Genomic DNA, 20,301 nt, shown 5'->3' with positions numbered 1-20,301 from the left:
ACACATTTAAAACATTACCCTGTAGAAAGGCTGTCTTAGACAGTCTTTTTACATTTTGAGAATATTTACATATTAGTTGCATACCATACTGTGAAAGTATAAAATATAGAAAAAGGAGGTATTTATGAATAATTTGATTGAAACAGTAAAAGGACTTGTTGTTACATATGGCATGAAAGTTATCTTATGTTTACTGTTCTTAATTATTGGTTTAAGAGTCATTAAGAGTATTGTAAAAAGAGTAGAAAAGGCACTTGATAAAAGGGACATTGATAAGACGGTTGCAAAGTTTGCAGCTTCAATGACTAATATTGTTTTAAAAATTTTGTTAGTGATTGCTCTTGCTGGTACCTTAGGTGTTAAGGAAACATCTTTTGTTGCTGTGCTAGGTGCTGCTGGTTTTGCCATTGGTATGGCTTTACAAGGTAGCTTAGGTAATTTCGCTGCAGGCGTGATACTTCTAATTTTAAGACCAATTAAGATTGGTGACTTTGTAGAAGTGGCTGGTATGACTGGTTCTGTGTCAAGTATTCAGGTATTTTCAACTGAGTTAAAAACACCTGATAATAAGACCATCATTATTCCTAACGGTTCGATTATTGGCTCTAACATTATCAATTACTCAGTAGAACCACAAAGAAGAGTTGATTTCACTTTTGGTGTAGATTATGATGCAGATATAAAAACAGTAAAAGAACTATTGGTATCAACGGCTAAATCACATGATTTGGTTTTAGATGATCCAGATGTGTTTGTCGGCTTAGCAGAACTGGGTGATTCATCAATCAATTTTGTTTTAAGAGTTTGGGTAAATGCACCTGATTACTGGACTGTTTTCTTTGATCTAAATGAACAAGTTAAAGAAAAATTAGATGCAGCAAACATTGGGATTCCATATCCACATATTCAAGTTGTTAATGATTAATGCATTGCAATTACTAGAGCAGACGAATTTGTCTGTTCTTTTTTTATACAATGATGTGATATAAAACAACACTTTTCGCTGATATTAATTTAACAAAAGCATTGACATGATAATGATAATCAATTACAATCCTAATGAAAGTGATTATCAACTAGGAGGAATCAATGAAAAAATTAATGAGTATGATAATGGTCGTAGCTATGATATTTGTATTTGTAGGCTGTGGTCAAAACAATACAGCAAGTGAAACTGTAACTGAAGAAGCAACAGAAACAGCTACAGAAGAAACGACTGAAGAGCAAGTAGTAAATATCTATACAGATCGTCATTACGATACAGACCAAGCTTTATATGATACTTTTACTGAAGAAACAGGTATTCAAGTAAATGTTGTAAAAGCAAAATCTGATGAATTATTGGAAAGACTAAAAATTGAAGGTGAAGAAACTGAAGCAGATTTAGTTGTTACATCTGATGTTGGTAGATTATATAGAGCACAAAATGAAGGTCTAATTAAGCCTTTCTCATCTGAACTTATTAAAAGTAATGTACCAGAAAACTTAAGATCTACTGAAGATTTCTGGACAGCACTAACAGTAAGAGCGAGAGTCATTGCTTATGCAAAAGACAGAGTTAACCCAGAAGATCTTTCTACTTATGAAGCTTTAACAGAGCCTGAGTGGGCTGGTAAAGTTGTTATCAGATCTTCAAGCAATATCTACAATCAATCTTTAATGGCTTCATTTATTGCCTTAAACGGTGAAGAAGCTGCTAAAGAGTGGGCAATGGGTATTGTAAACAATATGGCTAGAACACCAGAAGGTAATGACAGAGACCAAATGAAGGCTGTTGTTGGTGGTGTAGGTGATGTTGCAATTGTTAACACATACTATGTAGGTAAACTATTAAACTCATCTGATGAGTATGAAGTAGAAGTAGGCAACAAGATTGGTGTATTCTTCCCTAACCAGGAAACAAACGGTACACATATCAATATTTCAGGTGCAGGTTTAACAGCACACGGTAAAAACAGCGACAATGCTGAAAAGTTAGTAGAGTTCTTAACAAGTGAAAAAGCTCAATCAGACTATGCAAGTGTGAATTATGAATATCCTGTAAACTTAGCTGTAGAGCCATCTGAGCTTTTACAAAGCTGGGGTGAGTTTCAAGTTCAAGAAATCGATTTAGCCTTACTGGGTAAACACAATGCTGATGCAGTTAGACTAATGAATGAGGCAGGTTGGAAATAATGAAAACATTAAAGGGGCATGGTCCCCTTTTTCTCATATCAACAATTATTGTTCTTTTAATATTACTCCCTACATTTACCCTTATAGGTGAGCTTTTTAGTCCTATAGGTGAAAACTGGCATCATATTAAAGAGTTTTTATTAAAAGAGTATATATTAAATACCTTAATACTTGTCCTAATGACAGGCCTAATCACTGGTGTGATTGGTACATACTTGTCTTGGATGCTGAGTCATTATGACTTTAAACACAATAAGCTCTTATATATTATTTTATTTTTACCAATGGCCATACCACCCTATATTGCCGGCTATGTTTACGGCGGCATTTTTAACTATGGTGGTACACTAGAAAGACTCTTTATGAAATGGGAGCTTGCGCCTATCAGGTTGGATATTTTGTCTATACCAGGGGCTATATTTGTATTTTCAATTTTTCTGATGCCATACGTCATATTGGTTACAAAGTCATTTTTTCAAAGATTACCGGCTTCATATTTTGAATCAAGTTCTTTACTTGGTAAGAGTGCCAGCCAGACATTTATGAAAATCATACTACCTCTTTCTAGGGGAGCCATTATTGGTGGTGTGGTGCTTGTTATGTTAGAAGTTTTAAATGATTATGGTTTGGTTAAGTATTTTGGTATTCCAACATTTTCTACGGCTATCTATACCACATGGTTTGGGCTCGGAGATGTATCAAGTGCTATCAGACTTGCCAGTATTCTTATGGTTCTTGTGATTGTTATACTTTCGTCAGAACACGCCTTAAGAGGTAGAAAAAGAATTTCTCTTGCTAGAGCAAATGCTAAATCATATATTAGAAAAAAACCGAGCAAATTGTCTAAGCACATTTTCTTTTTGATCTATATTTTATATGTTTTAGCAGGTTTAATTATTCCTCTAATGCAGTTGACATCGTGGGCCATGATGGCCTTAGATACCGTTAATGTGGAAGGCCTTATAGAAACCTTTAAGGACACGGTATTAATGGCTTCTATCGTCACAGTATTGGTTTTAGTATGTGGTCTAATTATTGGTAACTTTAACAGACTTGTTAAAACCAAAATATCCAAAGCCTATGCTAGAGTCGTGGTGATTGGTTATTCTATACCGGCTTCTATTATTGCCGTTGCAGTCATGATATTTTTTATAAGTTTTGATAGAAACTTAGGTTGGTTATATGACCTCTTATCTTTAAAGAGTAACTTTTTAATGGGCAGCCTTATTATGCTGATATTTGCCCTAACACTTCGTTTTATGGCCATTGGTTTTAACTCTATTGAAAGTGGTTTTAACAAAATGGGCAACAAGTATTACGAGGCTTCTATTTTGCTTGGTAAATCAGGCCTTCAGACATTCTTTAAGGTTGATTTTCCACTCTTAAAGCCAGCGCTTTTAAGTGCTATGATTTTAACTTTTGTAGATGTCTTGAAGGAGCTGCCTTTGACGCTCATTTTAAGACCTTTTAACTACGATACTTTGGCAACCAAGGTATTTGTCTATGCAGGTGATGAAATGATTCATGAAGCCAGCGTATACGCGCTTATGATTATTGGACTGAGCGCAACAGCACTGATAATCATGCAATATATTTTAAAGGAGAGAAGAAATGCTGAAAATTAATGATATATCATTTAAATACCATGGTGCAAAAGATTTAACATTAAAAAATGTTTCAGCATTTGTAGACAATGGTGAAATACTAGCAGTTGTGGGTCCTAGTGGCGGAGGAAAATCAACTTTACTAAGGCTTGTTTCTGGTTTGGAATCACCTAAAGAAGGTCATATTTTCATTGATGATAAAAATGTGACATCCATGCGTCCGGAAAAGAGAAACATCGGTATGTTGTTTCAAGACTATGCCTTGTTTCCTCATTTGACTGTAGAAAAGAATATTGCCTATGGTTTGAAAGGGTCGATGAAAAAGAAGCGTGTTAAAGACATGTTGGAGCTTGTGGATATGCTTGGCTACGAGAAGAGATATCCTTATGAGCTAAGTGGTGGCCAGCAGCAGAGGATTGCCCTTGCAAGAGCCTTGGCACCGGAGCCCAAGATCCTTCTTTTAGATGAACCCTTTAGTAATTTAGATACTGAGCTTTTATCAAGTATCAGACATGAGCTGTTTGAGATTGTAAGAAAGCTTAAGATGACGACGATTATGGTAACTCATAATAAAATGGATGCAGAATATGCAGATAAAGTCATAAAAATAGTGGACGGAAAAGTAGACCAAGCATAGCTTGGTCTATATTAATATCTGTATCTCAGTTCTATATTTTTCAGGATTTCCCTTTAAAAGCATACCTGGTCCTTTTAAGTAATGCTCTCTGATCTTAGATTTTGCTTCTAGGTCATTGTCTTTAATATAATCGGTTAATACCTTATAAGAAAGCGAAAGCTTGTCATAGGGTCCAATATGCATAAGAGAAAGGGCCTTGCCGCCAGGAATTGTTTTAACCTCAATATCTTTGTAGGCCAGTTCTCTTTTTAGAGGTATACAAACTTCTACAGTCGCATTTTCTTCCTTGTAGTCTTCATCGTGATAAATAGAAAATGGTTTGCCAGAAAAGTTGTTTTTTACAGCTTTAAAAAGTTTGCCTAAATGTATGCCAACATCTTGGTACTTGCCCATGTAAGTGATGGATGCAACCAATTGATCCTCAACAGTGATGGTTTTTACAGTCTCTAATTTCATGGTGAGTTCCTCCTCAAAAGATTCAAAATCATCAATCCTTGCTTGCAGTTTCTTATAATGATTGATCTTCTCTTGAATCATTTCATTTTTTTCTAGTAGATAATACTTCAGATCAGTTTCATCTTCATACTGAGACAGGATTTCATGAATCTCTTTAATAGAAAACTCAAAATCCTTGAGAAGGACAATAAGCTTAGCGGTCCTGTAGTTGTCGTCATCATAATAACGGTAACCTGATGGCTCTACATAGTTAGGGACTAAAAGATTAATTTCATGATAATATCTCAGTGTTTTAATAGACAACTGAGTGACTCTAGAGAATTCTCCAATTTTATACATAAGGCGCCTCCTTATCATTAGTATAATCTCTACAGGTAGGGGAGAGTCAAGAATTTTAATATTCTGAATATTTTCAACCCCCTTGACGAGGGGGTCTATATTTTGTTATTATACCCCCTAGAGGAGGGGTGTTATGAAAAACTCACATATGAAATGGTCATGGATCTTCATGGTCTTATTTTTAACATTATCGATTATTGATTTTAGGTTTGGTATTCTAGGTTTTATCTGTATGGGTGCACCAATTTATCATGCACTTAGAGGAAGAGGCAAGATTCATTGTGCCAAGTATTGCCCAAGAGGGTCTTTATTAGCAAGATTCTTAGAAGGTATCAGTTTAGGTAAAACAATGCCGAAATTTATGAAGACTAAGAAATTTAAGAATGCTTTATTGATCTTTATGTTATCCGTATTTTCTTTAGGCATGTATCACACAGGTGGAGATCCTGCAAAGATTGCTTTTACCATGTTTAGATTTATGACATCATCATTAATTGTAGGTATTATTATGGGTGTCTTATTCAAACCAAGATCATGGTGTGCTGTATGTCCCATGGGTTATGGAACAGTTTTAATCGACAAGCAAATGAAAAAGAAAAATCCTAAAGTCGTCTTTAATACCAAGTAAAGACAGACTTTTTTTCTTTTTTGCCATAAAAATGCCATATTAATAGGTATAATGAGATTAAGAGGTGTAGTTTATGAAAGAGAAAATACTCGTTGTAGATGATGAAAAAGACTTAAGGCTGGTTATATCGGATTTTTTAGTTAAAGAAGGTTATGATGTTTTAGAAGCAGCAAACGGTGCTCAGGCACTAGAAGTGCTTTATGAGCATGAAGATGTCAAATGTGTGATACTTGATGTCATGATGCCGGTTATGGATGGCTGGTCAACATTAAGAGAAATAAAAAAAGACTATGAAATGCCTGTCATCATGTTAACGGCAAGGACGCAAATCGATGATGAAGTCTTTGGTTTTGAACTAGGAGCAGACGACTATGTGGCCAAACCCTTTGTAGCCGCTAGATTGATGGCAAGAATCAAGTCTGTTTTAAAGAAAAATCATTTGGTATTAGATGGTGTATTCAAGTTTGAAAATCTAGATTATAATAAGGTGTCTTGTGTCTTGAAAATATCAGATGAGGTTGTTGAACTGACACCAAAAGAACATGAACTCATGCAGTTTTTTATCTTAAATAAAAACATTGCCTTATCAAGAGAAAAGATACTAGACCATGTTTGGGGCTTTGATTATTTTGGCGATTCTAGAACTGTAGATACCCATATAAAAAGATTGAGAATAAAACTAGGTGATTATGCAAGACTCATTAAGACGGTCAGAGGCCTAGGTTATAGATTCGAGGTTTAAATGAAGAACTCATTTTCAATATCCTATAAATGGGCCATGATCTTAACAGTCATGGTCGTAGTTCTACTATCAGTAGGTCTTTTGATCAACAAGTTTTTCTTTTATGATTATTATTTAGCCCAAGAAAAACATGAGATACATGCTTTTGCTGATAGTATCAATGATAATTATGGTGATACAAAAGAAGTGGTTAAACTTATCAATGAGTTTATAACTAAAAAACAGGCCAGTGTCCAGTTGTTTTCTGAAAACCAGTCACTGGAGTTTTCATTTAATCTCTTCATGAAAAATGAATGGCAAGGTAAGGGCAATGGTAGAAATAATAGAAATACCATCAACCTGCCTCATGGCATTAAGGTTGACTTAAGTGATGAAGGCTATGTCTTTTTTGACTTTGAACACGATGCCATAACAACCCAGCTTCTCGGTTTGGTTTACAAGCTTGATAATGGTGATATTTTGCTTGTGACAACACCTTTTGAAAGTCTAAATACAACAGCAGACATTGCTATGAGATTTAATGTCTATATCGTCTTGGTTCTTTTAGTGGTGGCAATCATTATTGTTGTATTGATGGCTAGGAAGATGACCAAGCCAATTATTCAGTTAACGGATATGACCAGTAAGATTTCTGAGTTGGATTTTACTGAAAAGTTTGAAGGTCATTCCAATGATGAAATACAGTCATTAGGTGAGAACATCAACGCAATGAGTCAGGCCTTAGAAGGTGCTCTAACTGATTTGCAGCTTGCCAATGAAAAACTCTTAGAAGACATCAAAGAAAAAGAAAAAAATGTGGAGATGAGAAAAACACTCATTGCCAACGTTTCTCATGAGTTAAAGACGCCAATAGCTCTTGTTATGTCTTATTCAGAAGGATTGAGAGAAAATGATGTTTTAGATGATGAAAAGAAAGCTTATTATTTAAATGTTATTTCAAATGAAGCAGAGCACATGGACAGACTTGTAAGAGACTTGTTAGATCTTACAGAGCTTGAGTATGATGCCTTTGAGCTGGATATAAAATCACTGGACTTATCTTCTCTCATTGATGAGATTATTGATAGATATGCTTATCTAATCAGAGAAAAGCAAATAAAGGTACAACTTGACAAAGATGATATAATAGAAATATCTGGAGACAAGAGAAGGTTAGAACAAGCCTTAACCAACTTGATTGTCAATGCCATTGAATATACCTCAGACCAAGGCCAGATAACAATTGAGGTTTCGCAGGAAGATAAGACAAGGGTTGTGATTAAGAACACTGGCAGTCGAATCAGAGAGCAAGATTTTGAAAAGATCTGGACATCGTTCTTTAAGTCAAAAAACAAAGAAAGAAGAATAGGCGGCTCTGGAATTGGCTTGTCCATAGTTCGTGCCATAGTAGAAAAACATCAAGGTTCTTATGGTGCTTATAATGAAGACAACGGTGTAGCATTTTTTATTGAAATTTAAAACCCACATATGTGGGTTTTATTGTGCAGATTTGTAATTGTCATGTACTTGGTTAACATCAAGATCACTCAATAAATTGTAGCTTATCCCATTGGTTCTTGAATTTAAAATCATGCCTGAAAAATCATGAGAAGTAATATCTATCATATGATCACTAAAGAAGATAACAGTATTAATGCCGAGACTACCATATATTTATACAAGATGGACGCATTTCTTTATACATGATGGATATCTTTTATCATACAAGAAGTTTAGCTTGCTGTGCAAGAATGACAAGTGTCCAGAAAAAGTAGAATTGACATAATAATTCTGAACAAACATCGTTAAAATTCTATAATGATATTCATGAAAAAACGCACTCACATATGGTCGGTTCATCCTACCATAAACGATCAAAATGAAAGTAATGACAAAAGAAAAAAGTAGCTTCCGCTACTTTGCTCCATATATTTCATAATAAGCTTCAATGCTTTTTTTCATATTGTCATCGATGATTACTTGGCCATCAATTTCTCTATTGTAAAGGTAGTCGACAACTTCTTCCATTGTTACAATAGCACAAGTCTTGAAGCCAAATTTCTCTTCAAGCTCAACTAAAGCTGTTTGCTCGCCTTGACCCTTTTCCATTCTGTTTACAGAGATGATTAGCCCCATAACGTCTACGTCTGCCTGAGCTTTTAAGATAGGCATCGTTTCGTAAATCGATGTACCAGCTGTAGTTACATCTTCAATGATTAGTACCTTTTGCTTGTCCGCTAATTTGCTACCAAGTAAAATACCTTTATCACCATGGTCTTTTAATTCTTTTCTGTTAGAGCAGTATGAAACATTCATGCCAACTTCGTTTAAAGCGATGGCAGTTGTAACACTTAAAGGAATACCCTTGTAAGCAGGACCAAATAAGATATCAAAATCACCATAGTTCTCTTTTATAGCTGTTGCATAAAATTCACCAAGTTTTTTTAATTGCTCACCAGTTTTATAGTTACCTGCATTAATAAAGAATGGTGTTTTTCTACCACTCTTAGTTGTAAAATCTCCAAAAGTTAGTACATTTGAATCGATCATGAACTTAATAAAGTCAATTTTGTATTGTTCCATATTACCCGTCCTTTCTCGTTGTATGAATTTATCTTGAAAAGTATACAACACTTTTTTAAGGAATGCTAGAAGAAATAATTGAAAAAAACCACAAATTGATTTTAGGTTGCCATTAAATTGTCACAAAAGAAGACTATAATGTATTTACAATATGTAGGAAGGTCATGTGGAGAAATCACAAGAAGCTTCTGATGATGCCTAGCATCATTAAACAAGAGATATAATACTACCCCAAATCTAAAAAGAATGACGTCTGTCATTCTTTTGCTTTTTTGAGTAATTGTCTTTTATTATTCAGGGTAGTACAAAATCATGTGCAGGATACTTAAAGTCTCAATTGGATTGTCATAAGTATGTTTAACATCCGCTTTAAACTTGATGGTGTCTCCTTTCTTTAAGTGATATTCTATACCGTCGACTGTCATTAGGAGCTGACCATCAATAACAGTAATAAACTCCTGAGAATTTTCTATATGAGCCTCTGCTTCAAAATGTGCGCCTGGATCAAGTTCAATCTGATATGTTTCAAATCTCTTCTTAGGATCAAATAAAACGATTGGATAATTTCTGTAGCGGCCAGAATCGCCTGTAAGAGGTTCTCTATTTTCAAGTGATATGATTTCTACGTTCTCTTCTGGTACGTTCATTAACTCTGTAAATGATATTTTAAAACCATTGGCCAATTTCCAAACAGTCGAAATAGAGGGATTAGATGTGCCTTTTTCTATTTGTGATAGCATACCTTTACTGATACCAGTGAGTTTAGCAACCTTATCTAGACTCATTTTCTGTTTGGTTCTAAGCTTTTTCAAGTTGGCACCTATGACATTTTTATAATTATCCATAAGACTCCTTTTAATATATTAAACATTTTGTATTGTATATTAAACGTAAGTTTGATATAATGACTATATTGTTTATTATAACACACAAATTTGAGGAGGTATATCTATGAATTATTTATCCTTTATATCCTATGTGTTGATTACGACATTCACACCAGGACCCAACAATATCATGTCTCTGATCAATGCAGGTAAGGCTGGCGTGAGAAAAGGTCTTAAATTTAACGTTGGTGTGTTTTTTGGTTTTACCATTGTTATGTTACTTTGCGGCGGATTTAGTCATGTTCTAGGCCAAATGCTGCCTGTTGTAAAGCCGATTATGAAATACGTTGGCGCTCTTTACATTGTTTGGCTTGCCATAAAAATATTCAAAAGTTCTTATGCAGTGGAAAATGAAAATACTGCCCTATACGGCTTTAAAGAAGGTTTATCACTTCAGTTTGTAAATCCAAAAGTCATTCTTTATGGCATGACTACTCTATCGACTTTTGTGCTTCCCCATTACGAGAGTCGTTTAGCAATTTTATTGTTTGCTCTTGGATTAGCACTGGTCGGTTTTATTGCGACACTTTCATGGGCTCTGTTTGGTTCGATTTTTCATTCATTCTTGATAAAAAGAGAAAAAGTCGTCAATGCTGTATTATCTATTGTGCTTCTTGTAACTGCTGTATCAATTGTTTTATAATCATATGTTTTCTCAGCTAAAAAATCATTTCTAGTAATTATTTGAACTGTACATGATTTGTCATAATTCTGTCACTTTAAAGGATTATTATTTAACTAGAAAGAAGGAGGGAAGCATGAAAAAAATATTATTGTTAGTTTTATCCATGATTATGGTGATGGGCTTAAGTGTTTATGCATTTGCAGAGGATGATATTTGTGAACTTTCAGAAGAGGATTATGCTAAGGTATTAAGTGTGAAAAGTATCTTCCTAGGAGAGAAGGTTACAGAAGGTACACTTACGCAAGCTGAAGCAGATGCTATTTATGAAGATCTAGAAAATAAGGTTCGTAACAATACCATGAGAGGCCTTGGGTTTGGCCAATGGTTAAGAGAGTCAGACTATGCGGATGATTTATATGAAATCATGCCACATAAAAACCAAGGTATGCATCAAGGCTCTCATTCTCAAGATGGTCAAGGTTGTCAATCTGGTGAAAGACCTATGAACGGTAGAGGCTATAGAGGTGGTAGAAACAATTAAAGTTATATGATTTAATCAGGGATAAAACCTTGATTTTTTTGTTTTTAAAAAAAATTGTTTACTAAAATATTCATGGACTCTATAATAATTTTAACAGGAGGGGCTTATGGGGTATTCTAAGGCATCAGAATCATTATCAGAACTTGATTTAACCCTAAGAACAGATCATCTCTTAATAGAGGTCATATGGTTTAGGGAAATGGAGAAAGAGGGGCAATGGGTCATTGATGAACATATGCACCACAGTTTTGAGTTTCATTTTTGTGCAGAAGGTGATGGTCATGTCTATTTAGAAGATGATGACTTCATTGTATCTAAGGGTCAGTTTTATTTGACGCCGCCAGGGAAACAACATGCCCAGACTCAAGGCCTGACAGACTCTTATAAGGAGTATTGTCTAAACTGTAACATCACCCTTTTGGATGACAATCAATCAGAGGGTTTTGCCATCTATGAGGTATTAAGAAAGAGTTCAATGGCTGTACCTGAATGTGAGGAAATCCTCAAACTCTTTTCGAAAGCACTATTAGAAGCTGAAGATAAGGCCATTGGTTATCAAAATGCTATAAAAAGTTTGATGACCCTCATACTTGTTGAAGCGACACGAAGACTGGCAAAAGACTTTACTTCTTATGAATCGAAAAAGAAGTTCAAACACTTTGATGCAAGATACCATGAAATCTATAGATACATCAGAAGCAACCTTTCAGATCATTTGACAGTTGCGGAGATTTCTAGTCATATCCATCTGAGTGAAAAACAGCTCAATCGCATCGTAAAGGATAATACTGGCCTGACAGTCAAGCAGTTGATGTCCGATTTAAGAATGACTGTTTGCAAAGATATGCTCAAGTACACCAACAAGCGTATTTCTGAAATTGCAGAAGAAACAGGCTTTTCAAGTGTCTATTACTTTAACCAGTTTTTTAAGAAGTACGAGTCTGTTTCACCGACTGAGTTTAGAAAAATGTCCGAAAATCTATAAAAATGGTCAGATAATAATATTTTATATTCATCACTTATCTCTTAGACTAAAGTCGAGGTAGGTGATTTTTTATGTTTAAATATGAGAGAGTAAAAAAGATAATAAAAGATTTAGAGGCCTTTAAAGTGGATCTTAAACCGGTTGACCAAGTATGGATGAAGTCAGGAGACTTTAAGACACCAAAAGAGGCGGATGCAAATGGAGATTATAAACTTCACAGATATGATGACCTTTGGCATGAGACACGTGCGTGGTTTAAGGCAGAACTTGATTTAAATGATTGTCATGGTGACTATATGATTCGCTTAGAAACAGGTAAGGAAGGCCAATGGGAAGCTATGAATCCACAGTTTCTTTTGTTTGTGGATGGTGAAGTTTTTCAGGGGCTTGACGTCAACCACCGTGAGGTTTTGATTCCATCAGGAAAAAAGGTCAGACTGGATTTTCATGGCTTTGTAGGCATGCAGGGCTTTCCGGTATATTTTAGATTAAAAGTTGGTAAGATAAATCTAGAGCTAGAGCAATTGATTTATGATTTGAAGGTACCTTTGGAGGCCGCTGAGGTTGTAGAGGAAACTGAAAAAACATACTTGCTAAAGCATTTAAATCATGCCATTAACTTACTTGATTTAAGAGCTTATCCAACAGAGGATTCTGTTAAGCAAGCAAGAAAATACCTAGAGGAGACGATTTATAGCCATGAAGAAGTTTCTGAAATTCTTTACAATAAAGACCTAGTGGCAAAAGTATCTTGTATCGGTCATACACACATCGACGTGGCATGGTTGTGGACTTTAAAGCAAACACGTGAAAAGTCTGTAAGATCTTTTTCGACAGCACTCAAGCTAATGGAATTGTATGATGATTATCTCTTTATGGCATCACAACCGATTCTTCTTCAGTTCGTTAAAGAAAGTTATCCTGAAGTCTTTGACAAGATACTTAATCGTATAAAAGAAGGTCGATTTGAAGTAGAAGGTGCCATGTGGCTAGAAGCAGATTGCAACCTTACATCGGGTGAGTCCTTAATTAGACAGATCCTTCTTGGTAAAAAATATATGAAGGAAAACTTTGAGGTAGACAGTAAGATATTGTGGCTACCAGATGTATTTGGCTATACGGCAGCTCTGCCACAAATCCTAAATGGCATGCATATCGATCATTTTGTGACATCAAAGATTTCATGGAATGAATACAACAAAATGCCTTATGATACTTTCTACTGGCAAGGTATTGATGGTAGTGAAATTCAGACAAACTTTATTACTAAAATGGACATTGATGATTTTAACAAGGGTGATCACAGATCCAAATATGAAGGTGATATAGCACCACATCAAATTGCTGGTGCTTGGGCGAGATACCAACAGAAAGATCAGAACAATCATATTATGGTCAGCTATGGCTATGGCGATGGTGGCGGAGGTCCAACAAAAGACATGTTTGAAGTGGGCAGACGTATGAGTAAATGGATACCTGGTCTGCCTAAGGTTAAAATAAATTCTCTTACAGAATATTTCTCTGAGATGGATTTTTCGAAGATGAATCTTCCTAAATGGATTGGAGAGCTTTACTTAGAGTACCATAGAGGTACATTGACGACCATGGCAAAGTCTAAAAAGTACAACCGCTATTCTGAAAACCTATATATGCACCTAGAGCTTATGAACGCCATCTTTGAAGAGGACAAGTCGGGTCTTATTGATAAGGGATGGGAGATGATTCTACTCAATCAGTTCCATGATATTATTCCTGGTTCGTCCATTAAGGAAGTCTACGATGAATCTTTTGACCAATATGAGAAGATTATCTTAGATGGCCATAAAGAGATGAATAGATACCTAGATAAGTATGTATCGGGTGATGAGAAGAGACTGTTAGCCTTTAACCACACGTCCAGTGATGGACTTCAAAGAGTTTTTCTACCAGAGGGGGTTTCAGCACTTAAGTATAGGGATGAAGTTTATCCAGTTCAAAATCAGATATGTATGCTTTCACTGCCGCCTAAAGGTTATAAGACTTTTGAGATGATTTCAGGTCAAACTGAAACACAAGACATTTCTCATGTAGAGACTAAGTTCTATTCTGTTGACTTCGATGAAAATGGCATCATTACAAGTTTGTATGACAAGATCAACGACCGTGAGCTGGCTGAAGGTAACTTCAATGAACTCGTTTTATATGAAGATCGTCCCCACAATTATGATGCATGGGATGTCAACATCTACTTTGAAGAAAAGCAGTATAAGATACATGAACTAGACTCAATAAAAATGATTAGAGGTCAGGTATTTGATGAGGTATTAATAGAAAGATCTTTCTTGAAATCAAAGATTCATCAAAGCATCAAGTTTTATCATGAACATGGTCGCATAGATTTTGATACAGATGTGGATTGGCAAGAAAGACATCTTCTTCTTAAGGCAGGTTTTGAAACGTCGATTCTCGGTAAAGCAAGTTACGATATTCAGTTTGGTCATATTGAAAGACCGATTCATAGAAACACATCTTGGGATGAGGCTAAGTTTGAAGTGTGTGGTCATCACTACTGTGATTTGGCTGAAAGAAATTATGGACTTGCTCTTATGAGTGACTGTAAGTATGGCTATGATATTCATGAAAAGACTATGAGAATAAGTTTGTTAAGAGGTGCGACCTATCCAAATCCTGAAGCTGATTTAGGTAAACATACTTTTACTTATTCCATTATGCCTCATAAAGAAATGAAAGAAATTATCAGTGAAGGTTATCTACTGAACCACAAGGTAGAAACTCAGTTAGGTAATTTTGATCAAGCAGAAAAATCATATTTTTCTCTTTCTAACGATCAAATTGTTGTTGAGACAATTAAGATTTCTGAAAAAGGTGATGGTATCATCGTGAGACTTTATGAATCACTAGGCGAAAGCGGACAAACAAGATATGAGACTGCTTTTGAAGGTCAAACATATTTAACTTCATTAGATGAAACGACTTTAGAAGATGCACATGACCTTTTGACCTTTAAACCATTTGAAATAAAAACATTATTTATCAAAAAATGATGAAAAACAAACCCACTTATGATAGGCTTTTAGTGGGGGTGAAATGATGAATTTTGAGTTTGCAATACTAGATTTTATTCAGTCTATCCGATTCGGTCTACTTGATAGCTTTATGGTTTTTATAACCACCATAGGTGATGCCGGTATCTTTTGGATTGTGACTGCTTTGGTTTTAATTGCTTTTAAGAAAACAAGAAAATTAGGTGTAGCTTGTCTAATATCCGTTGCATTTTCTGGTCTATTTACCAATGTGATTTTAAAGAATGCCATTGGAAGAGAAAGACCATATATGTTTAAAGAAGTGGCCATGCTGATTGATGCTCAGCCGGACTATTCTTTCCCATCAGGTCATACATCAGCAGCTTTTTCAGTTGCATATGTTTTACTGAAAGAAAAGTTTATGATAGGTAATGTTAAGATTTACATACTGGCGATAATTTTAGCATCATTGATGGCTTTTTCTAGAATGTACTTGTATGTACATTTTCCAACAGACATTATCGGCAGTCTGATAATTTCTTATCTTTATGCCATGGCAGCCATACTGATTACAAAGAAAATATTTAAGACAGATTCTTTACAAGAGCTTTAGGGCTCTTGTTTACTTTTTTGGAAGGAAGGTGTATAATTAAAGTACGAACATATGTTCTGAAGAGGTGTTTTTATGGAATTGTTAGAAAAACTAAAAATCTTAGCAGAATCAGCAAAGTACGACGTATCTTGTTCATCAAGTGGCAGTGATAGAAAAAAGAAAGAAGGCATGACTGGTAATACGTCTTTACCTGGCATTTGTCATTCATGGGCAGCAGATGGCCGTTGTGTCTCACTCCTAAAGGTGCTTTATACAAATGACTGTGTCTACGACTGCGCTTATTGCGTCAATAGAAGGAGTGCAGATTTTCCTAGAGTAGAGTTTACACCTAGAGAGCTTGTAGATATCACCATGAACTTTTATAGAAGAAACTATATTGAGGGTCTTTTTATCTCTTCTGCCATTAAACATAGTCCAGAGTATACCATGGAACGTATGATTCAAGTCGTAAAAATTCTTAGGCTTGAAGAAAGATACAATGGTTATATTCATATGAAGGCCATACCAGGTGTAGACCAAAAACTTTTAGATGAGGCAGGCCTTTATGTGGATAGGATGTCAATCAACTTGGAACTACCGACTGAGAAAAGTTTGAAGCTTTTGGCGCCTCAAAAAAGCCAGAAGAAGATGTTACTGCCTATGGGTTATTTAAAGGATAAACTCATCCAGAACAAAAAAGAAGTAAAAATATACAGACATGCAAAACCATTTATGCCAGCAGGTCAAACAACTCAATTGATGATTGGAGCCACTCAAGATACAGACTTCTCCATTATCAAATTATCTGAAGCCATGTACAATAAGATCGCCATGAAGAGGGTTTATTATTCAGGTTATGTACCTATTGTACAAAACAACTCACTGCTGCCTTCAACGGTTAAACATCCAAAACTTAGAGAGCACAGGCTTTACCAAGCAGATTGGTTACTAAGATTTTATGGTTTTCAGGCAGATGAAATACTTTCAAAAGAATTTCCATCATTGGACTTAGAAGTGGACCCCAAGTGTAACTGGGCCTTAAAGCACATCGGTTTTTTCCCAGTTGAAGTCAACAAGGCATCCATAGAGGAACTTTTAAGAGTGCCTGGCATTGGTAACATTACGGCTAGAAGAATACTCCAGTCCAGAAGGTTTGGTCCGGTTACTTATTTGGATTTAAAGAAGATGGGTGTGGTTTTAAAGCGTGCCAAATACTTTCTAACCTGTCAGGGTAAGTACTATGGTGAAATTGATATAGATTCAGAAAAAATTAGAAATCGCATGCTCATTATTGATCCTGTGGCCAAGAAAATTCATGTGGATCAGATCTCTATGTTTGAGCAGTATCCGACTTTGTTTGGAGGTGGATAAAATGGTTGTCTATTTATATGATGGGTCATTTGAGGGCATGTTAACATGCGTATATGAGGGCTATTATTCAAAGGACGATGTAAAAGGTATCTATAATACTTACCAGTACGAAGCCAATCTATTTCATGAAGCAAGATTTATTGTAACTGATTTAGAAAAATCCCATAAGGTAGGTCTTGCTATCGTCGAAAAGCTTTCAGAAACTTTCTTTCATAAAATTGTTAATGCCTTCTTCTCAGAAGACTATGATGTGGCAAGTCATATTTATCAGCTTTTAAGATTTGGCTTTAAAAATGGTCCTGAAGTCATCATGCATGTGACACATCCTTATGTAGCACCTGTTGTTGATTTGGCGAACTCGGTAGGCAGGGAAACCCATCTCTTTGTTGGTCTTGTCAGGTTTGTAAAGCTTAAGGGAGGTATTTATTACTGCGAGTTTGCACCTACTTATAACCAAGTCCCTCTTTTGGCAGAACACTTTTCTCATAGGCTGCATGACCAGATCTGGGTCATCCATGACGTTGAAAGAAACTTAGCTGTCTTTTATGATAAGACCCAGTGGTACGTCAACGAATTTTTCGGCTTAGACGACTATGAACTAGATGATGAAGAACTCTTGTATCAGTCTCTTTGGAAGACTTTTCACAAACACATTGCTATTAAGGAAAGAATCAATCCCAAACTCCAAAGATCTTTTATGCCTAAGAAATACTGGAAGTATTTACTGGAAATGAATTAATACGATTATAGTCTAAATATTAGTAGTTTGACCATGTAATGCGATTATACTCGAATTATGTGGTCCTTTTGTTTGAACTGCTTTTGTTCTAATGGTACGATTATTGTAGACGACGATGAAGAAGTTCAAAAGGATGTTTGCTATAATTTTCAGGATGAACAGATTATCTTTAGGTGAACATGATTGTTAGTAGATAATGGAGAAACTATGAGAGTAATGATAACTGCTGAAGATTTCGGCTTAACAAAGGGAATCAATTATGGTATTTATGATGCTTGTGTTGAAGGTATCGTCACAAGTGTTTCCTTGATAATGAATTTAAAGCTTACAGGTCATGCACTGAATTTGATTGAAACTTTAGATGTCGGTATTGGTTTGTCTTTAAATGTAACACATGGTAAGCCAGTCAAAGACTTAGATCTTTTGATGGAATATGGCTTTTTAAAGCCAGAGCATGATTTAGATGATCAAGTTTTAAAGGCTATAGAAGAGGAGTTTGAATGTCAGATCAAAAAGGCACTTGATTTGAATATTGACATCAGATTTCTTACGACCTATCAAGCCTATCATTTAAAGGAACAAGCTATTTTTGATCTGCTTGTTCAGTTAGGCCATAAATTTGGTTTACCTGTTCGTGGCAAGTATGATTATACAGATGTGTTTCATGGCAATCGAGCGAGTGCGGATACACTTTTTATGTTGTTTCAGCAGAAGGCAGATTTCTTAGAAGTGGTTGTCAAACCGGGATTTTTATGTGGTCAACTTATAGAGTTGTCCAATTACCGTGAATCAAGAGTCATTGAGCATTCCATACTGGTTAATCCCTATGTCAAACAGATGATTAAGGATTATGATATTGAGCTTACAGATCGAGTTTAACTCGGTCCTTTTTTAGGATAAAATAAAGTGTACTTTACTTTATCCTAAGAGGGAGAAGTCTTATGCAACATTTTGACAGATATATTCCTAAGAATATTGAAGTTAAGAAGTTTTCACTTTTAAATAAAACAGGTTTAGATATTGGCTATGGTGGTATTATATGCATGTGTGACACGTTGATTGCAATTAATGGGAATAAGAGTTTTATCCCTGTTAATATATTAATTTCCCAATGGACTAAGAATATAGTATAATATTATTTAGGGACGCTAAGTAAAAAGGAGTGTGTATGAAGTACAGAAAGATTAACGAAAACTATGAATCGTCAATACTTGCATTTGGGTGTATGAGAATGCCTGTCATTGATGGTAAATATGGTGATATCGATGAAGAGAAAGCCATTGAGATGATTCGCTATGCACTTGATAATGGCATTAACTATATTGATACAGCCTATCCTTATCATGAGGAAAACAGTGAAACGGTTGTTGGAAAGGCCTTAAAGGATGGTTATAGAGAAAAGGCAATCTTAGTTACTAAAAATCCAGTATGGAAAGTAGAAAAATATGAGGATTTTGAAAAGTACTTAGATGAGCAGTTAGAAAAATTAGATGTAGATTACATTGATATTTATTTGCTCCATGCTTTAGGTGAGGAGAGATTTGAAAAGATCAAAGACTTAGGATGTTTTAGATTTTTAGATGAAATGATTGAAAAAGGCAAAATTAAAGAAGCTGCGTTTTCATTCCATGATAAGAAAGAAGTATTTCCTAAGATTTTAGATTCATACAATTGGACACTTGCAATGATTCAAATGAACTACAAGGACATTGATGAACAGGCAACTGTTGAAGCCATTGAATATGCAGAGTCTAAGGGTGTACCAATCGCAATTATGGAACCTTTAAAGGGTGGTCAGTTAGCCAATCTTCCTGAATCAATTACGGATATTTGGGATGACGGCAAAAACATGACGCCAGTTGAAAGAGCTTTAAGATGGGCAGCAAACTTTAAAAATGTTAAAACCATTTTATCAGGTATGTCTACCTTAGATCAGATGAAAGAAAATATTGAAATAGCAGCACGTTTAGAGGCTGATGTTATAGCAGAAGAAGAATCTAAAAAGTACTTGGAAGTAAAGAAAGCCATAGAGGCAAGAATTAAGGTGCCATGTACAGATTGTAAGTACTGCATGCCTTGTCCTGCAGGTGTCAATATTCCTGGCAACTTTACCAACTACAACAAGGCATTTATGTATGAGGATATTGATATTGCAGCTTATACTTATCAAGAAAAATACAAGGATGAACAAAGAGCATCAGCTTGTATTGAGTGTGGTAAATGTGAACCTCAATGTCCACAGGGCATTGAGATCATCGACCGCTTAAAAGAGGTAGATAATCTATTAAGTAAGCCTTATGAATTGAATGAAGACCATTGGAGATTATAGAGTATACTTGTTATACTCTTTTTCTTTTGGGTATGGAGTAAATAATTGAAAAAATTTATTTATTTC

General features: G+C 35.3%; 21 protein-coding genes. 17 read left to right on the top strand and 4 right to left on the bottom strand.

Annotated features, from left to right (window positions below; all coding sequences use genetic code 11):
- Positions 1-124 precede the first annotated feature (124 nt).
- The 4 genes from EZV73_RS06915 (at position 125) to EZV73_RS06900 (ending at position 4,416) form a co-directional block, all read left to right on the top strand.
- Positions 125-925, top strand: a complete 801-nt coding sequence (locus EZV73_RS06915; RefSeq protein ID WP_240839521.1) for a mechanosensitive ion channel family protein — start codon at positions 125-127, stop codon at positions 923-925.
- 164 nt (positions 926-1,089) lie between these two features.
- Complete coding sequence (locus tag EZV73_RS06910) at positions 1,090-2,175, top strand: Fe(3+) ABC transporter substrate-binding protein (RefSeq protein ID WP_240839520.1); 1,086 nt, start codon at positions 1,090-1,092, stop codon at positions 2,173-2,175.
- The gene (locus EZV73_RS06905; RefSeq protein WP_240839519.1) at positions 2,175-3,800 is read left to right on the top strand and encodes an iron ABC transporter permease; all 1,626 of its coding nucleotides are present in this window, start codon (positions 2,175-2,177) and stop codon (positions 3,798-3,800) included. The genes EZV73_RS06910 and EZV73_RS06905 overlap by 1 nt, the downstream gene beginning before the upstream one ends.
- Positions 3,787-4,416 (top strand): ABC transporter ATP-binding protein, encoded by a 630-nt coding sequence (locus EZV73_RS06900; RefSeq protein WP_240839518.1) that lies wholly within the window; start codon positions 3,787-3,789, stop codon positions 4,414-4,416. The genes EZV73_RS06905 and EZV73_RS06900 overlap by 14 nt, the downstream gene beginning before the upstream one ends.
- 6 nt (positions 4,417-4,422) lie before the next feature.
- Here the strand turns inward: EZV73_RS06900 and EZV73_RS06895 are convergent, their stop codons facing one another.
- On the bottom strand, positions 4,423-5,211 hold the full coding sequence (locus EZV73_RS06895; protein ID WP_240839517.1) for a GyrI-like domain-containing protein: 789 nt from the start codon (positions 5,209-5,211) through the stop codon (positions 4,423-4,425).
- A 133-nt stretch (positions 5,212-5,344) separates the two neighbouring features.
- On the opposite strand from EZV73_RS06895, the gene EZV73_RS06890 reads away from it, so the two are divergent.
- The 3 genes from EZV73_RS06890 to EZV73_RS06880 all read left to right on the top strand — a co-directional run bounded on the left by EZV73_RS06890 (position 5,345) and on the right by EZV73_RS06880 (position 8,039).
- Positions 5,345-5,839, top strand: coding sequence for a 4Fe-4S ferredoxin (locus EZV73_RS06890; RefSeq protein ID WP_240839516.1), 495 nt, complete (start codon positions 5,345-5,347; stop codon positions 5,837-5,839).
- A 73-nt stretch (positions 5,840-5,912) separates the two neighbouring features.
- Entirely contained in the window at positions 5,913-6,581 is a 669-nt protein-coding gene (locus EZV73_RS06885; RefSeq protein WP_240839515.1) for a response regulator transcription factor, read from the top strand.
- Positions 6,582-8,039 carry a cell wall metabolism sensor histidine kinase WalK gene (locus EZV73_RS06880; protein ID WP_240839514.1) on the top strand — a complete coding sequence of 486 codons (1,458 nt, stop codon included), beginning with the start codon at positions 6,582-6,584 and terminating at the stop codon, positions 8,037-8,039.
- A gap of 18 nt (positions 8,040-8,057) precedes the next feature.
- Here the strand turns inward: EZV73_RS06880 and EZV73_RS28615 are convergent, their stop codons facing one another.
- The 3 genes from EZV73_RS28615 to EZV73_RS06870 all read right to left on the bottom strand — a co-directional run bounded on the left by EZV73_RS28615 (position 8,058) and on the right by EZV73_RS06870 (position 9,988).
- Entirely contained in the window at positions 8,058-8,186 is a 129-nt protein-coding gene (locus EZV73_RS28615; RefSeq protein WP_255812936.1) for a hypothetical protein, read from the bottom strand.
- Positions 8,187-8,474: 288 nt separating this feature from the next.
- Positions 8,475-9,143, bottom strand: coding sequence for an orotate phosphoribosyltransferase (pyrE, locus tag EZV73_RS06875; protein ID WP_240839513.1), 669 nt, complete (start codon positions 9,141-9,143; stop codon positions 8,475-8,477).
- Positions 9,144-9,433: 290 nt separating this feature from the next.
- Complete coding sequence (locus EZV73_RS06870; RefSeq protein ID WP_240839512.1) at positions 9,434-9,988, bottom strand: helix-turn-helix domain-containing protein; 555 nt, start codon at positions 9,986-9,988, stop codon at positions 9,434-9,436.
- Positions 9,989-10,094: 106 nt separating this feature from the next.
- Here EZV73_RS06870 and EZV73_RS06865 point away from each other — a divergent pair, with 106 nt between their 5' ends.
- The 10 genes from EZV73_RS06865 to EZV73_RS06820 all read left to right on the top strand — a co-directional run bounded on the left by EZV73_RS06865 (position 10,095) and on the right by EZV73_RS06820 (position 20,235).
- Complete coding sequence (locus EZV73_RS06865) at positions 10,095-10,673, top strand: LysE family transporter (RefSeq protein WP_240839511.1); 579 nt, start codon at positions 10,095-10,097, stop codon at positions 10,671-10,673.
- 115 nt (positions 10,674-10,788) lie between these two features.
- The gene (locus EZV73_RS06860) at positions 10,789-11,196 is read left to right on the top strand and encodes a hypothetical protein (protein WP_240839510.1); all 408 of its coding nucleotides are present in this window, start codon (positions 10,789-10,791) and stop codon (positions 11,194-11,196) included.
- 106 nt (positions 11,197-11,302) lie between these two features.
- Positions 11,303-12,181 carry an AraC family transcriptional regulator gene (locus EZV73_RS06855; RefSeq protein ID WP_240839509.1) on the top strand — a complete coding sequence of 293 codons (879 nt, stop codon included), beginning with the start codon at positions 11,303-11,305 and terminating at the stop codon, positions 12,179-12,181.
- Between the two features lie 71 nt (positions 12,182-12,252).
- The gene (locus EZV73_RS06850; RefSeq protein WP_240839508.1) at positions 12,253-15,225 is read left to right on the top strand and encodes a glycoside hydrolase family 38 C-terminal domain-containing protein; all 2,973 of its coding nucleotides are present in this window, start codon (positions 12,253-12,255) and stop codon (positions 15,223-15,225) included.
- Between the two features lie 43 nt (positions 15,226-15,268).
- The gene (locus tag EZV73_RS06845; RefSeq protein WP_240839507.1) at positions 15,269-15,817 is read left to right on the top strand and encodes a phosphatase PAP2 family protein; all 549 of its coding nucleotides are present in this window, start codon (positions 15,269-15,271) and stop codon (positions 15,815-15,817) included.
- 72 nt (positions 15,818-15,889) lie between these two features.
- Complete coding sequence (locus tag EZV73_RS06840; RefSeq protein ID WP_240839506.1) at positions 15,890-17,167, top strand: putative DNA modification/repair radical SAM protein; 1,278 nt, start codon at positions 15,890-15,892, stop codon at positions 17,165-17,167.
- 1 nt (position 17,168) lies between these two features.
- On the top strand, positions 17,169-17,906 hold the full coding sequence (locus EZV73_RS06835; RefSeq protein ID WP_240839505.1) for a TIGR03915 family putative DNA repair protein: 738 nt from the start codon (positions 17,169-17,171) through the stop codon (positions 17,904-17,906).
- 207 nt (positions 17,907-18,113) lie between these two features.
- A complete protein-coding gene (locus EZV73_RS06830; RefSeq protein ID WP_240839504.1) occupies positions 18,114-18,785 on the top strand; it encodes a ChbG/HpnK family deacetylase in 672 nt (223 codons plus the stop codon).
- Positions 18,786-18,847: 62 nt separating this feature from the next.
- Entirely contained in the window at positions 18,848-19,039 is a 192-nt protein-coding gene (locus EZV73_RS06825; protein ID WP_240839503.1) for a hypothetical protein, read from the top strand.
- Positions 19,040-19,074: 35 nt separating this feature from the next.
- Positions 19,075-20,235 (top strand): aldo/keto reductase, encoded by a 1,161-nt coding sequence (locus tag EZV73_RS06820; RefSeq protein WP_240839502.1) that lies wholly within the window; start codon positions 19,075-19,077, stop codon positions 20,233-20,235.
- The last annotated feature ends 66 nt before the right edge of the window (positions 20,236-20,301 follow it).

The sequence above is a fragment of the Acidaminobacter sp. JC074 genome (assembly GCF_022496765.1).
Lineage (GTDB): Bacteria > Bacillota > Clostridia > Peptostreptococcales > Acidaminobacteraceae > JABXKX01.
This window is presented reverse-complemented; position numbering and strand designations above follow the sequence as displayed.